The following is a 15,111-nucleotide window of genomic DNA, read 5'->3' on the forward strand; positions in this document are numbered from 1 at the left end:
TTTACTGGATTTAACTACAACTCAATTAACTCCAAACTTTGCAAATCAATTAGGACCCTTATATATCAAGACTACTAGAGAACTCTTAACAATATGCTTCACTTAGTAAAATCCCCAGAAAGTACAGTTCACAACTAGGTATCAAGGAAATTATTTTTACTGATTAGACTATGCTCAATAAATAAGAGAAAGTTACCCTTGGAGCTAAGCATTTCCTAATAAAGGCCTGGACACAGACTAATCAATCGATAATTTATAAAAATGCTTCCTTTTAAGGCCATGGCCAAAAATAAACGTCTAATCTTATTGCCCCTCACAACAATAGGAATGCTTGTAACAAGCTGCTTAGGGCTTGCTACCTATGCAGCACCAGCTGACGTTGGGAGCAAAGGAGCCAATGTTTACTGCTTTATGCGAAATAGTGGAAACAGCCACTCAGTAAGCTGGGAAGCAGCTTATCAAATTATCAAACGTCAAAAAAGTAGTTTATTTAAAACCTCACCTAAACATGCTGCTGTAATGATTACTGAAACAGTAGTTCAAAATCCAGATATATATAAAAATTGTGGTGCATATCTAGGAGATCTTTATGGATCAACGAATTTAAATTCTATCCCAGAAGAAACACCACCAGAAACAAAAGAGACTCCATCAGAAATTAAAAAAGGTGATCGATATAGCTATTAATTATCGCTTCTTTGCAAAATTTATTCTTTTCACTTTAAGTGTTTCTAGTTTTAGCTGCATGTTAAAAACTGATGAAGATGAAGCATATTTAAAGTCAGAAGTTAATATTGGTTCCTGTTTGGAATCTCTTGATGGGAGAAAGCTCCAAAAAGGAATTGACACTTGCTCTAAAGTAATTGAGAAATTCCCCAATAATGCTACTGCTCTTAGTGAAAGATCCTTACTATATACTATCAATGGTCAAAATACTCTGGCATGCTTAGACATCAAAAAGGCATTAAAGATAATTCAAGATGAAAAGTTAAGTATAGATCCGTTAGTAAAATATCAAAGCCAAATCCGTCATAATTCTTGCAAGAAACGATAAGTTAGCTTAGAAAAAGGCAGCTCCTTATCTATTTCAGTATTCATTAAGAAATCAATATTTCGAGCCTTATTCGTTAATAACTTATCTACCAAATCATCAGCTGGACCCAACTTAAACCAATGACTAATCAAATGACCATTCATGCCAATCCGATGACAACGGTCCTCTGCCTGAACCACATCACCCGGTGTCCAAGGCCTTTCAAGTAAAATGACATGCCTTGCACGATGTAATGTATATCCGAGTCCACCAGTACAATAAGTTGTTAGTATCAAATTTTCTTCTCCTTTCTGAAAAGAATTAACTGCAGATTCTCTTTCTTCTAAAGACGTTTTTCCAGTCAACAAGACTCCACCTAAATAATTATTTAGCAATTCCAAAGGTTTAATAAAGCTACTAAATAGTACTATTGCATTACCTCTTTTGATTAACTCTTCTGTAAAATTACTAACACTTGGTAATTTAAATTCGGCAGATATCTGTCTTAAAGCTGATAAAATTACCAATGACTCAGAATCAGATTTAACTAAACCTTTTTGTACTCGACTTCTATATTCATCGAGTACTAAAGATAATCGATGCTCAAAACCTCTTGCCTCAGAAGCTGAAAGACTTATGAAATGTTCTTCCCTAATCTTTGGAGGCAATCCAAAACATCCATCCTTACATCTATTCAAAACTAATGGTCTAATTAATTTTCTTAATTCCTGCATATTGCTCGCACCAGAACAATCCCAAATTCGATGAGCTCCATGCTCTCGCCAATGACCTTGACAAAAATTTTCCTCGAAAGCACGCTGATCCTCTCCTAACGGATGATTCATAGCAGCCAATAAAGGGTAAAGCTCAATAGGTCGACCATTTTTAATAGGAGTTCCCGTCAGCATCCAAATAGCTCTCAAACAAGGATGACGAGCAAGTCTCAACAAATGTTGAGTTCGTTTTGACTTTAAAGACTTTGCAAAATGTGCCTCATCTACAACTAGCAAAGTTCCAACTGGAGGCAAATTGTGCGGTAAAGCCGCCCAACTATGCAAATCAATCTCTAAATCAAGTGCATTAGCTTCATTGAGCCAATGAGAATGCAACCCAGCTGGAGCAACAACCATTACACGGACACCTGCAACAAGAGCCATCGCTCTGGCTGCTAGCAATGCCGTAAGAGTTTTTCCTAACCCCATCTCATCAGCAAGTAAAGCTCCCCTTCTTGCCAAAAGCCAACGTGCACCGACTTGTTGATGAGGGAAAGGACTTCTCCCATCTCTCAAAACACTATCGAGAGCTGCATTGGCTACCAACTCACGATGAGGAGGCAAAGGCGGTAAAGGATATTGAAACCAATGCACCCAATCAGCAAGGTCTTGTTTAATTTCAAACCGACTACCTAAAAGATCTATCAAAGCCTTCGCGGCAGATAGAGGAAACTCCCAACCTGTCTTAATTCCACGCCAGCAACCTCGAGGTTTTATTTTTTGGAGTTGTGCCTGAGTAACAGCATCAAAAGGAAAAGAAACCTTTATCAGCCCTGAAGAAGTTAAACACAAATAACAACTAGAAACTGCTTCGCTCCTTAAATTTAAAAATTAAACTAATTGAATATTAATTTACTTGAAACCATTTGTAATTTTTTGGAGATTACAAAAACATTGAAAATAATGGACCAATGCATCCTTAAAAACATTGACGAGATTTTAAGGCGCGGCAAACTGCTACTAACCGAGACACTCCGATGCACCAAAGGGATGCGGTTTTCTTGGAAGATCTCTGTCCCAAGTTACGTGTAAGGCGCTGGCGAAAATCCCTACACACATTTACTGGTAAAAGCTGCATCTACTGTGGCAAGCCTTCTGAATCAATTGACCATGTGTTTCCACGCAGTCACGGAGGATTAAGTATCACAGAAAACTGTGTGCCTGCCTGCCTTTCTTGCAATGGGGACAAATCCGACACAGATGCATTTGAATGGTATAGACGTCAACGCTTTTATGATCCTCGCCGTGCTATGGCAATACGTGCCTGGATGGATGGAGATCTAAGTCTTGCTTTGAGACTACTTGAATGGGCAAAACCAAACATAAGCAATGACAAACAAACTACCGCAAATCATTCAAACAAGAGTTGGCAAATACAAGCTGCATAAATCACCACACGCGGCAAGCTATAGCTGAGTTGTGCTTTTCACAAATGGAAGCTAATTCGTTAGGTCTCTCTGGCACAAAAATGGTAATACAGGTGAAACACGTAAGAACCATTAAAAAACTAAATCCACTTTGCAATCCAGAGATAGACCTCGTGCACACTTGAGAAGACAACATGACGCGAGAAACTACAGGAAGCCTTACAGGAGTACTGACCATGATCTCAATCAGCTAGTAATACATTTGTACTCATGATCAAGGATCTTGTCAACCAATGCGAACCGCTACCCAGCAATTCCAAGCTGCTTATTTTGGGTGCAGGATTCAGTGGGCAACATGTAGCTAATCTGGCGAAACAAATGGGAGCAAACGTAATCTGCAGCCGTAGAAAAGAAGGAACTCCAGGTGCAGATTGCATTTTTGACAGCACTAAACAAAAAATTCCTTCGGAAAAAGCACTTAGCGAAGTGACTCACGTGCTTAGTTGCATCCCTCCAGATGCCGAGGGCGAAGATCCTGTACTTATCAGTCTTAAGAAGGAACTCAAGAATATGCCGCTGCAATGGGTGGGTTATTTATCCACTACAGGCGTTTATGGAGACTGCAAAGGTCAATGGGTTACAGAGTCTGATCTGCCTAAGCCGCAACTTGCCAGAAGCACAAGGAGACTTGGATGCGAGCAAGCATGGCAAACTTCTGGGCTACCAATACAAATTCTTCGCTTACCTGGAATATATGGACCAGGACGATCAGCAATAGAAAACATCAAAGCTGGAAAAACTAAAATGATTGACAAACCAGGTCAGGTTTTTTCGAGAATCCATATTGACGACATTGCTGGCGCGATCTTTCACCTAATCAACTTGTCAACCAAGAAAAATATAAAACCAACAATTGTCAATGTGGCAGATAACCTTCCATCTACAAACATAGAAGTAATGCAGTATGCAGCATCTTTAATGAATATTTCATTGCCACCTATAGAGCCATTTCAAATAGCAGCCCCAACAATGAGTTCTATGGCTTTATCCTTTTGGCAAGAAAATCGCAAGGTTAGCAACAATAAGCTCTGCAATGAACTTGGTTATCGCCTAATACACTCAGATTATAAGTCTGGCCTAAAAGACTGTTGGCTACAAAATAAATCAAACATTTTTTCTAATAATTACTTTATGAATTGACAAAATCTTTTTGAGGTATAAAAAGTATTATCTAGCAATTAATAGTTCTTAAAAGCTCAACCAATTAAACTCATTGTATACAAAATCTAACTTCTCATCAGCACCTTAAGCCAATCCAACAATTGTGTTAAGTCAACACTCCTCATTCTCAACTAGAGCAATTCAACCTTAAACATGACAATTAGCAATCAATGCTCTCAAAACAAAAATCGTATTGTGATTTCCCTAGGAGACCCAACTGGAATTGGGATAGAAGTCATCTTAAAAGCCTTGGCTTCAGAAAAGTTACCGTCAAAGATGCAACCATTATTAGTTGGCTGCAAGAAAACAGTAGAAACAATTTATTTACAGCTCGAATCGCAAGGAATTAGATCACTAGTAAATCCAAAGGATTTAGAAATCGAAGACTTACCTATCAATGAAATAATAAAACCAGGGCAACCAAACAAACAAGCAGGCGAAGCAAGTTTTCAATGGTTAACTCATGCCGCTAATTTACTAATACAAGGTCAAGCAAGGGCTCTAGTTACAGCACCTATTTCCAAACACTTTTGGCATCAAGCGGGCCATATATATCCAGGGCAAACAGAAAGGTTAGCTGAAATTGCAGGCACCAATAATCCGTCAATGCTATTCACAGCAATTTCGCCTATAAATAATTGGCGATTCAATACTTTACTTGCTACAACTCATATTCCACTCCAAGAAGTTCACAGGAAACTCAACTCACAACTTATTAATACCAAACTCAATACACTTTTAACCTTCTGCAAAAGATTCAAAGATACTCCAAGGATTGCTGTTGCAGGCCTTAATCCACATGCAGGTGAAGCAGGAAAAATCGGAACAGAAGAAATTCAATGGCTTATTCCTCTTCTGAAAGAATGGCAAGCCAAGCATCCAGAAATAAAGCTTGATGGTCCAATGCCTCCAGATACTTGTTGGCTCTCCGCTGCAAAAGCATGGCAAAAAGTGCCTTCATCAGAAAGCCCAGATGGAATTTTGGCTTTATATCACGATCAAGGTCTAATTCCTATGAAATTAATTGCTTTTGATCAAGCAGTAAATACCACTCTGGGACTTCCGTTTATTCGCACATCGCCTGATCATGGGACTGCTTTTAATATCGCCGGGAAAGGCGTGGCAGATGCCCATAGCATGCTTGCCGCTCTAAAAGCATCATGGGACCTTACAGAAGAAAAAGGATAATCAAAGGGGCTTAACCCTCATCAAAACTTCTCCAAACTCGACAGGGGTCCCATTTTCAACAAGAATTTCAATTACTTCCCCACTAACCTCTGATTCCAATTCATTCATCAATTTCATCGCTTCAAGAATACAAACTGTTTGGCCTACTCCTATGCGACTTCCCACTTCCACGAAAGAGGGATCTCCTGGCGCTGGAGACCTATAAAAGGTTCCAACCATAGGTGCAGTGACTTCAACCAAATCTGCTCGTGCAGCAGGGACCGCAGGAGGGGGATTGCTAGGAACAGACGCTTCAACTTTAATTGCAGGCGTTTGTGGAGCCTGCACTTCGGCAACTGCATTAACAGGCGGTGAAGTGAGGTTATTTACAGAAGTTGGCAAATTGCGCCTCACTTCCAAGCGAAAATCTTCGCCTTCCAAGCGAAATTCCTGGATATCACTATCAGCTAAAGCAGCTAATAAGCGATGGAGTTCGTCGTGATCAAGCTGTATGGACATTAGTTCTCTCGACCGAGGTAGCTATCATTGCGTGTATCAACTTTAATTTTCTCACCAATAGAAATAAATAAAGGAACCATAATCTGTGCACCAGTCTCAAGTATCGCAGGCTTTGTTCCACCAGTAGCAGTATCGCCTTTAACTCCTGGATCTGTTTCCTTGACTTCTAAGACTACTGAGTTGGGCAATTCCACCTCAAGAGGCTTTCCATTCCAAGAAACCACATTCACCTCCATACCTTCTTTTAGATACTTACGACTAACACCAATTTGGTCAGCTGTAAGCCTGGTTTCCTCATAAGTGGACATATCCATAAACACATAATCACCTGATTCCATATAAGTGTGCTGCAGCGTGGACTTTTCAAGCAAAGCCTGTTGCAACATCTCACCCGCTCTGAAAGTTTTCTCAACAACATTTCCACTCTGAACAGCTTTCAACTTGGTACGAACAAAAGCTGAACCCTTACCAGGCTTAACATGTAGGAACTCAACAACACGCCAAACTGCACCATCTAGCTCAATGGTGGTCCCAGTACGGAAGTCGTTACTGGAAATCATTTCTGTGATTCATACCCTGTGATCATAAGACTGTGCGAAAGTCATGCATCCCCTTGGTTTGGCCTCCAATGGTTAAGAAGCATATTTTTAGAACCCTTTTAGCGCTATTTACGGCAATAGGGCTGACATGGATCAATCCTGTAATCGCTGCATTGCCGCCAGGAAATGCAGTTAACGATCCTTATGAAATTTTGCGTAATGCTTTACCGATCCAGCAAACAGATCTACGAGAAATACAACATAAAATTGAAGATACTGGTGCACTAGTACGAGGAAGTCGTTGGCCTGCTGTAATCAAATCCGTTTCATCTGGTCAATTTCGAATAAGTAACCGCAAAAATGAAATTCTCAATTCTATGCCTACTGGAGATAGAAAGAAAGGAGAAAATATTATCAATAACCTAAAAATCAGCCTGACGAGTCTTGGTGAATTAGCAAATAGCAAAAACAAAGCAGCGTTCCTTGAAGAGAGAAGCAAAAGTCTTAAACAAGTCGGTGATTTAGAAGCACTTGTATTAGGTGATCAATTTCCTTACTCAATTCCAAAAGAGTTTGATAATCTTCCTCGCCTACTTGGCAGAGCAAATGCTTCAATTAAAACAAATAAAGGAAGTATGAAGGCAGTTATTGATGGTTACAATGCTCCCTTAACTTCTGGAGCATTCGTAGACCTAGCGCTCAAAGGTTTCTATGACGGATTACCAATTAATCGAGCAGAGGAATTTTTCGTTTTACAAACTGGAGATCCTGATGGTCCAAACACGGGCTATATAAACCCTGAAACCAATGAAGAGCGACATGTGCCATTAGAAATCAGAGTTCCCAAAAAAGCAGACACTATTTATAACAATACATTTGAAGAATTGGGTCTTTATACAGAAACTCCTGTCCTCCCATTTGCTGCTCCAGGCGCTTTAGGTTGGTCACACTCAGGGACAGCTGTAGATGATGGATCATCTCAATTCTTTTTCTTTTTATATGATGCCGAACTAAATCCGGCAGGTCGAAATTTAATTGATGGCAACAATGCAGCTTTTGGATATGTCACTGAAGGCAGCGAAATACTCAATCAATTAGAAGTCGATGATCAAATTATTTCTATCAAAATCGACAATGGAGAAAATTTGCTGAAACCCCATGCATAAAAGGAGCCATAAAGCTTGATAGAAAAGCTAAATCAAATTGGCGAAAGAGAAATTCTTAATCGCCTTAAAAAGTTTTTACCAAGCGGTCAACTTGAAGACGACACTGCACAGATCAATCCTTACGGAAAAGAAGTACTGATCAATACTGATGTGCTAGTCGAAGGGGTCCACTTCAGCAATGAGACAACCTCTCCAAAAGATGTTGGATGGAGAGCAATAGCCACCAATATCTCTGACCTTGCCTGTAGTGGGGTAAAAGAAATTCTTGGCGTTACGGTCGGAATAATTGCACCATCAAGTACAGAATGGACCTGGATAGAAGATGTTTATATAGGGTTGGAACAAGCTTTAAAAGAATTCGGTGGCCAAATATTGGGCGGAGACTGTTCAAGTGGCAAGCAAAAAGTTGTTGCAATAACTGCATTTGGAACAGTGGGTCCACTGCGCCTTCATAGATCGGAAGCAATAGATGGAGATTTACTGATCACTAGTGGCTCTCATGGGCTAAGTCGATTGGGCTTAGCGCTATTACTTTCAGACCCTTTAATCAACACCAATCAATTATCTAAAGAGCTGAAAGCACAAGCAATTTATGCTCATCAAAGACCTCAACCACCACTTGAAGCTCTAAGAGCTCTTGAAACATGTAAGCCTAACCACTTGTCATGGAGAGCGGCAGGCACTGATAGCAGTGACGGACTTTTAGATGCCGTACAAAACCTTTGCGCAAGCAGTAATTGCCAAGCAATCCTAGATCCAAACAAATTACCTAGGGATAAAAACTGGCCGTTAGGCGCTCATTGGGATAATTGGTGCATGAGTGGTGGGGAAGACTTTGAGCTAGTTCTAAGCTTGCCTCCAGAATGGGGAAAAGCACTACTTCAAGTATTCCCTTCAAGTAAACAAATTGGCAGGATGCAAACAGGCATGCCTAAAGTTTATTGGAACAATGGAAAAGAAATAACCAACTCTAAATATTCTGGTTTCAAACATTTTTATTAACCTCTTATACCCTCCTAAAATTTTAAGATAAGAGGGTATATAAAAGAAAAGAGGCTAATCTGAAAATAATTTTATTTCCAATTCTTTGCGACAATCTCAGCCAAATCAACAACACGTTGACTATAGCCCCACTCATTGTCATACCAAGCAAGTACTTTAATCATATTTCCACCTATCCCCATTGTTAAAGCTTCATCAACAATGGTTGATTCATTAGTTCCTGCATAATCGGTAGAAACCAATGGTAGATCTCCATACTTAATAATTCCCTTCATTGTGCCCTCTGAAGCAGTCTTTAGAGCAGCATTAACTTCTTCTGCAGTTGTAGGTCGACCAGATTCAAAAACTAAATCTACAGCTGAAACATTTGGAGTAGGAACCCGCATCGCAATACCTGTAAGTTTGCCCTTCATTTGTGGATAAACTAATGCCACAGCTTTAGCTGCACCAGTAGAAGTGGGAACAATGTTCATAGCCGCTGCACGAGCTCTTCTGAGATCTCTATGACTATTATCCAAAATCCTTTGGTCCCCTGTATAACTATGAATAGTTGTCATCAAACCTTTGTTAATACCAAAAGTTTGATCCAAAATTTTAACAATGGGGGCCAGGCAATTGGTTGTACAACTTGCATTGCTTAAAATATCAAAGTCTTCATGACGATATTGATCTGCATTAACTCCAACTACAAAAGTTCCTACACCGTCACCCTTTCCAGGAGCAGTAAGAATCACTTTTTTCGCTCCAGCCTGAATATGTTTACTAGCTCCTACATCAGTATTAAAAACACCAGTAGATTCAATAACTATATCTATCCCCCACTCTTTCCAAGGAAGATTTAAAGGGTTTCTATCTGAAAAACATTTTATTGTTTTGCCATTAATTACAAAAGTATCATCAGTATGACTAATCTCTGCATCTTTAATTTGCCCAAGAATTGAGTCGTATTTCAATAAATGAGCACATGTTTTGGGATCAGAGGTGACATTGATTCCCACCACCTCAATGCCTGTATTCGCACCTCTGCTCAACCAACAACGCATAAAATTGCGCCCAATTCGGCCAAATCCATTTATCGCGACGCGCAGGGTCATATCAAAAGCGGGCAAACCGCAGGGTTATTGGCCGCTGATCATACAGACCTGGGCCTCACCCTTAAGCTTTTGCATGTCCTATTACCAAAAATTTGATATCAATACCCAACAAAACATGCCTGAACCCTCGAAAAAATTCAAAGAACAAGCGATAACAACATCAATGCTCTATCTTTTCAGCGTCTAAAACCTCATTGGCAAATCACCTCGCTAATCAAAAGCACATCCACTTCATAGGAGTTGGAGGCATTGGTATGTCTGCATTAGCAGTGATTCTGGTAAAACGTGGTTATTCAATCTCAGGGTCAGATCAAAAAAGCAGCAACACTCTGAAACGATTGGCATCACATGGAATAACAATATTTCAACAGCAAAATGCCTCAAATATCAAAGCAATTTGTCAAAAAGACCACTTGCCAACTCTTGTAGTTGTTAGTACAGCAGTCTCAAAAAGTAATCCTGAACTCCAAGCAGCCAAAGAAGCAAAATTAAAAATTTGTCATCGCTCTGACATCCTTGCTGCTCTAATTCAAAGACAGCCTTCGATAGCAGTGGCAGGCAGTCATGGAAAAACAACCACAAGCACATTCATTACAACTTTGCTAGCTAAAAGCAATCAAGATCCAACTGCTGTCATTGGTGGTGTTATTCCTTGCTACAAATCCAATGGCCATGCCGGTAAAGGGAAAATGCTTGTAGCAGAGGCTGATGAATCTGATGGCAGCCTTATCAAATTTCAAGCAAATATTGGAGTCATTACAAATCTGGAGCTCGATCATATCGACCATTACCCAGACCTAAATGCATTGATTAAAACCATGCAAATTTTCAGTAAGAACTGCAAACGCTTACTGGCTAATTACGACTGCCCGACTCTTAGAAAAAACATCAACGCCTCAACTTGGTGGTCAACACAAACAGCTCAAGGTGTTGATTTTGCAGGATTGCCAATTGAAATCAATGGCAATCAAACAATTGCTGATATCTACGAAAGAGGGCAACACATTGGCCAAATTGACTTGCCAATACCTGGACTACACAATCTAAGCAATGCCATCTCAGCAATTGCTTCATGCCGCATGGCAGGAATTCCATTCCACATTTTGCAAAAAAATATTTCTCATCTGAAAGCTCCTAGTCGAAGATTCGATTTCCAAGGAGTTTGGAAAGGACGCCAAATTGTGGATGATTATGCCCATCACCCAAGTGAAGTTAAAGCAACACTGAAGATGGCTCGTTTAATGATCGATAGCAAACAAAGTCCCTTACCAAAAACTCCTAAAAGACTTGTAGTGATCTTCCAGCCTCATCGTTATAGCCGAACAAACCAATTTCTAAAAGACTTCGCAATAGCACTTGGTCACTCAGATCTGGTTTTCATCGCTCCAATTTATTCAGCCGGGGAAATGCCAATAAAAGGCGCTAACCATCAAGCCCTTGCAACTTCTATAAAAAAATCTTTTCCAAACATGCCTGTATTCGTCGCTGAAAATCTCGAAGAACTTACTAACTTCGTGAAAACCCACACCATCCCAGATGACCTCGTTTTGACTCTAGGAGCGGGAGACATAAACCAGCTTTGGGAAAACCTACGAAATCACACAACACCTAATCCATGGCAGGCCTCAATTCTTGCGGCCTAAGCCCCTTACAAGGGCTCAAGCTAACAACATTAAGACCTCTATCTCAATTCACAACGCTACGGGTAGGAGGAGCCGCTGAGTGGCTTGCAGAGCCTAAAAACATCGAAGAGGTCAAAATATTAATTTCCTGGGCTAAAACTTCAAAAATTCCTTGCCAAGTCATTGGGGCAGGATCAAATCTTTTAATCAATGACTCCGGGCTACCAGGACTAAGCATATGTATGAAAAAAATGCATGGTTCTAATCTCAATGCAAAAAGTGGATTGATAGAAGCATTCAGTGGCGAGCCGTTTCCTGCTTTAGCAAGAAACTCAGCCAAAGCAGGCTTACAAGGACTGGAATGGGCAGTAGGGATACCTGGAACAGTTGGAGGAGCTGTAGTTATGAATGCAGGCGCTCAAGGGGGCTGCACAGGGGACTTGCTTGAATCTGTGACCGTTCTTCCGCTCAAGGGTGGAGAAGTATTTGAAATCAAAAAAAAAGACTTGCAATTTTCTTATCGCCACAGTCTTCTTCAAAAAGAAAAACTAGTGGTTTTAGCAGCACGTTTCCACTTGGAACCAGGACATGATCAAAGAGAACTAAGTCGCAGAACCAATGCAAATCTGAACCATAGAACAAAAACCCAACCATATGACATTCCTAGTTGTGGCAGTGTTTTTAGGAATCCAGAACCACTAAAAGCAGGAAAGCTTATTGAAAATTTAGGTTTAAAAGGACACCGTATTGGTGGTGCAGAAATATCCAAACTTCATGCAAACTTCATAGTCAATAGAGGAGAAGCCACAGCTCAAGATATCTCTCAGCTAATTTCTTATATCCAAAAAACAGTGCAAGAAGCACATGGATTTTTACTTCATCCCGAAGTAAAACAACTCGGTTTTGATAAAAACACCTAATCTGCCTATTGGTCCACAAAAAACATGGCAGCATTCGGCCTTCCAAATTTCGGACAGTTAACAGAGGCTTTTCGCAAAGCCCAACAAATTCAGCAAGATGCACAAAAACTCCAAGAGGAACTAGAAGCGTTGGAATTAGAAGGCAATAGTAAAAACGGAAAGGTGAGTGTCTGGCTATCTGGCAATCAGGAACCAGTTCGCGTTCAAATAGAACCTTCTCTTCTTACGGAAGGTCAAGAAGCCACCGAACAAGCAATTCTTGAAGCATTGCAAGCAGCATATGAGAATTCCACTACAACCATGAAAACTAAAATGGAAGAGCTCACAGGAGGATTAAACCTCAACTTACCCGGCATGAATGATGAGAACTAATCATTTCCTCAAGTAATTTCCTATATTGACTATATCTTTCCCAGTTCTTATCAATTCCACACCCAGGCTCATCTCTATGCAAACAATCACGAAAGCGACAAATAGTCCCTTTCAATTGACATCGGAGTTCTGGAAATAAAGTTTGCAATTTAATAGGGGAAATTAATAAATTAGGCATACTAAAGCCTGGAGTATCAGCAATAAAAATATCTTTTTCTATAGCATAAAGTTGAACATTACGAGTGGTATTCCTCCCACGCTGCAATTTGACTGAAAGTTTACCAGTTACAATTGATTCGTTAGGCAAAAGATATTTCAGAAAGCTACTTTTACCTACTCCAGAAGGTCCACAAAGAACAGCCAGTTTAGTAGATTTAAGTTGACTTTTAAAAGTATCAAGACCTTGACCATTTTCTACAGAAACTGGTATTGCATTATACCCCCAACCTGTTATACGCATAATCAACTGATTAAGTTGAGCAGCATTGACTAAATCGCTCTTAGAAAGAATTAATCCAACACGCAAAGAACTTTTTTCAGCAGTCAACAAAAAACTACTAGCCTGCTCAAAATCTAATAAAGGATTTTTGACTGAAAGAAATACAAAAACATCGGTAACATTCGCTACTGCAGGCCTACTTAAAAAACTTTCTCTAGGCTCTAAACTACTAATAACAGCTCTATGCGAACTCCAATCAATTGACTCAACAAAAACAATATCTCCAACATAAATAGTATCGCCATGATGGGTTAAACGTCTACGCAGTGTACAAAGTAAACGAATATTCTGATCAAGAATCAAGCCATCAACGGAAAAGGGTTGAAGTTTGGAGAAGTCAATCTCAACTATATAATAATTAGCCTTAATGGAAACTACAATACCCTTAAATTGAGTCAATTCATCTAGCGCCACAAATCACCAATAATCTTACCCATGTAGATTGCTTATGTAAAACTTCCACACAATGGCCTTCATTCTTAAGTCCAGCCATAACAATCTCTTCAGGTTCTCCAATATCTAGTAAAACTTCCAAACAATCTTTAGGTGATAAATCTTCAATAGCAAGTCTGCAGCGAACAAAATTTACAGGGCAAGGAGTGCCACGCAAATCAAGAACTGCTCTAGAGGCAGGAGCTGAAGGTATCATCCATTTTGTCCAAATAATCTCGAAAAAAGACCACTGTTATGATGATGATTTTGTGGGCCTTTAGCTGAATAATGTGCAGCCAACTTTTCTAACAATATCCGCTCTTCTTCTGAAAAACGTTTTGGCAAGGTAACATTAACAACAACAGATTGATTGCCTCTTGCAACAGGATTACCTAACTTTGGAATACCTTTATTTTCTAAAGTCAAAACCGAATTAGGCTGAGTACCTATAGGAATTTCTAAAGTTTCAGGACCATCAACAGTATCAACCTGAATTGTATCTCCAAGTATTGCTTGCAAGTAACTGATATTAACTTCAGTATGAATAGTTAATCCATCACGTCTCAACTTTGGATGGTTCTTAACTTTCAGAAAAACATAAAGATCACCTGAAGGACCTCCTCTAACTCCAGCATTTCCTTCACCAGAAACTCGCAAACGCGTGCCTGTATCAACTCCTGCAGGAATATTAATACGCAACTTTTTCCTTACTTGTTTAACACCTTGACCACCACAAGCACCACATGGATCTGCAATAACCTGGCCAGTTCCAGAACAACCAGGACATTCTGCTACCTGCGTAAAGCTTCCAAAAGGTGTCCTTGTGGCTCTCCTGACCTGACCAGCACCTCCACAAGTACTGCAATTTGTAGGTCCGCTACCTGCTCTCGCTCCAGTCCCCCTGCAACTATCACAGGTTTCTAGATGAGGGATTTTTATCTCCCTTTCTTGGCCAAATACAGCTTGTTGAAATTCAATTGTCAAGTCATAGCGAAGATCATCACCTTGCTGAGGCCCTCTACGCTGTGAGCGAGCACCACTCGCGCCTGCACCACCAAAACCACTAAAAAAGGTCTCAAAAAGATCAGCAAATCCACCCATGTCGCCCATATCGGGCATCCCTCCTCCTCCTCCCAAACCAGCCTCTCCAAACTGGTCATAACGAGCACGTGTTTGTGGATCCCCAAGTACTTCATATGCACGGCCTATTTCTTTGAAACGATCTTCAGCTCCAGGGTCTTTATTGATGTCGGGATGATACTGACGTGCCAAACGGCGATAAGCACGTTTAAGAGTGTCGCCATCAGCATCCCTGCTGACACCTAATTGCTCGTAAAAATCTGCCATCAACCCATCAACCCCATTTCACCGTAAAGGCCAAACGC

The 15,111-nt window shown here is 40.2% G+C and carries 17 protein-coding genes; 10 read left to right on the forward strand and 7 right to left on the reverse strand.

Annotated elements, in window-relative coordinates; genetic code table 11:
- Positions 1–279: 279 nt before the first annotated feature.
- Together SOI82_RS06630 and SOI82_RS06635 are read left to right on the forward strand one after the other, a co-directional pair.
- Positions 280–687 (forward strand): DUF6554 family protein, encoded by a 408-nt coding sequence (locus SOI82_RS06630; protein WP_320666668.1) that lies wholly within the window; start codon positions 280–282, stop codon positions 685–687.
- Positions 668–1,054: a hypothetical protein gene (locus SOI82_RS06635; RefSeq protein WP_320666669.1), complete on the forward strand. Its 387-nt coding sequence runs from the start codon at positions 668–670 to the stop codon at positions 1,052–1,054. The genes SOI82_RS06630 and SOI82_RS06635 overlap by 20 nt, the downstream gene beginning before the upstream one ends.
- Here SOI82_RS06635 and SOI82_RS06640 read toward each other — a convergent pair.
- Positions 1,030–2,598, reverse strand: coding sequence for a DEAD/DEAH box helicase (locus SOI82_RS06640; protein WP_320666670.1), 1,569 nt, complete (start codon positions 2,596–2,598; stop codon positions 1,030–1,032). The two genes, SOI82_RS06635 and SOI82_RS06640, sit on opposite strands and share 25 nt — an antisense overlap.
- Before the next feature lie 185 nt (positions 2,599–2,783).
- On the opposite strand from SOI82_RS06640, the gene SOI82_RS06645 reads away from it, so the two are divergent.
- The 3 genes from SOI82_RS06645 to pdxA all read left to right on the forward strand — a co-directional run bounded on the left by SOI82_RS06645 (position 2,784) and on the right by pdxA (position 5,582).
- A complete protein-coding gene (locus SOI82_RS06645) occupies positions 2,784–3,194 on the forward strand; it encodes an HNH endonuclease signature motif containing protein (RefSeq protein WP_320666671.1) in 411 nt (136 codons plus the stop codon).
- Positions 3,195–3,443: 249 nt separating this feature from the next.
- The gene (locus tag SOI82_RS06650; protein WP_320666672.1) at positions 3,444–4,373 is read left to right on the forward strand and encodes an SDR family oxidoreductase; all 930 of its coding nucleotides are present in this window, start codon (positions 3,444–3,446) and stop codon (positions 4,371–4,373) included.
- Positions 4,374–4,547: 174 nt separating this feature from the next.
- Positions 4,548–5,582: a 4-hydroxythreonine-4-phosphate dehydrogenase PdxA gene (gene pdxA, locus SOI82_RS06655; RefSeq protein WP_320666673.1), complete on the forward strand. Its 1,035-nt coding sequence runs from the start codon at positions 4,548–4,550 to the stop codon at positions 5,580–5,582.
- Here the strand turns inward: pdxA and accB are convergent, their stop codons facing one another.
- Positions 5,583–6,080, reverse strand: coding sequence for an acetyl-CoA carboxylase biotin carboxyl carrier protein (gene accB / locus SOI82_RS06660; protein WP_320666674.1), 498 nt, complete (start codon positions 6,078–6,080; stop codon positions 5,583–5,585).
- Entirely contained in the window at positions 6,080–6,640 is a 561-nt protein-coding gene (gene efp / locus SOI82_RS06665; protein WP_320666675.1) for an elongation factor P, read from the reverse strand. The genes accB and efp overlap by 1 nt, the downstream gene beginning before the upstream one ends.
- A gap of 68 nt (positions 6,641–6,708) precedes the next feature.
- Here efp and SOI82_RS06670 point away from each other — a divergent pair, with 68 nt between their 5' ends.
- The gene (locus SOI82_RS06670) at positions 6,709–7,785 is read left to right on the forward strand and encodes a peptidylprolyl isomerase (protein ID WP_320666676.1); all 1,077 of its coding nucleotides are present in this window, start codon (positions 6,709–6,711) and stop codon (positions 7,783–7,785) included.
- A 15-nt stretch (positions 7,786–7,800) separates the two neighbouring features.
- The gene (thiL, locus tag SOI82_RS06675; RefSeq protein WP_320666677.1) at positions 7,801–8,787 is read left to right on the forward strand and encodes a thiamine-phosphate kinase; all 987 of its coding nucleotides are present in this window, start codon (positions 7,801–7,803) and stop codon (positions 8,785–8,787) included.
- Positions 8,788–8,858: 71 nt separating this feature from the next.
- Here the strand turns inward: thiL and gap are convergent, their stop codons facing one another.
- Positions 8,859–9,881 (reverse strand): type I glyceraldehyde-3-phosphate dehydrogenase, encoded by a 1,023-nt coding sequence (gene gap, locus SOI82_RS06680; protein ID WP_320666678.1) that lies wholly within the window; start codon positions 9,879–9,881, stop codon positions 8,859–8,861.
- Positions 9,882–10,075: 194 nt separating this feature from the next.
- On the opposite strand from gap, the gene murC reads away from it, so the two are divergent.
- From murC to SOI82_RS06695, 3 genes are read left to right on the forward strand one after another with little or no spacing between them, the layout of a single operon-like run.
- On the forward strand, positions 10,076–11,524 hold the full coding sequence (murC, locus tag SOI82_RS06685) for a UDP-N-acetylmuramate--L-alanine ligase (RefSeq protein WP_320666679.1): 1,449 nt from the start codon (positions 10,076–10,078) through the stop codon (positions 11,522–11,524).
- A complete protein-coding gene (gene murB / locus SOI82_RS06690; RefSeq protein ID WP_320666680.1) occupies positions 11,497–12,423 on the forward strand; it encodes a UDP-N-acetylmuramate dehydrogenase in 927 nt (308 codons plus the stop codon). The genes murC and murB overlap by 28 nt, the downstream gene beginning before the upstream one ends.
- Before the next feature lie 24 nt (positions 12,424–12,447).
- Positions 12,448–12,795 (forward strand): YbaB/EbfC family nucleoid-associated protein, encoded by a 348-nt coding sequence (locus tag SOI82_RS06695; RefSeq protein ID WP_320666681.1) that lies wholly within the window; start codon positions 12,448–12,450, stop codon positions 12,793–12,795.
- Here the strand turns inward: SOI82_RS06695 and rsgA are convergent.
- The 3 genes from rsgA to dnaJ are packed head-to-tail and all read right to left on the reverse strand — an operon-like array spanning position 12,764 to position 15,073.
- Positions 12,764–13,708 (reverse strand): ribosome small subunit-dependent GTPase A, encoded by a 945-nt coding sequence (gene rsgA / locus SOI82_RS06700; RefSeq protein ID WP_320666682.1) that lies wholly within the window; start codon positions 13,706–13,708, stop codon positions 12,764–12,766. The genes SOI82_RS06695 and rsgA overlap by 32 nt on opposite strands.
- A complete protein-coding gene (locus tag SOI82_RS06705; RefSeq protein WP_320666683.1) occupies positions 13,695–13,943 on the reverse strand; it encodes a sulfurtransferase TusA family protein in 249 nt (82 codons plus the stop codon). Before SOI82_RS06705 ends, rsgA begins: the two co-directional genes overlap by 14 nt.
- Positions 13,940–15,073, reverse strand: a complete 1,134-nt coding sequence (gene dnaJ, locus SOI82_RS06710; protein WP_320666684.1) for a molecular chaperone DnaJ — start codon at positions 15,071–15,073, stop codon at positions 13,940–13,942. Before dnaJ ends, SOI82_RS06705 begins: the two co-directional genes overlap by 4 nt.
- Positions 15,074–15,111: the final 38 nt, after the last annotated feature.

Source organism: Prochlorococcus sp. MIT 1307 (genome assembly GCF_034092395.1).
In the GTDB taxonomy this organism is placed as follows: Bacteria; Cyanobacteriota; Cyanobacteriia; order PCC-6307; family Cyanobiaceae; genus AG-363-K07.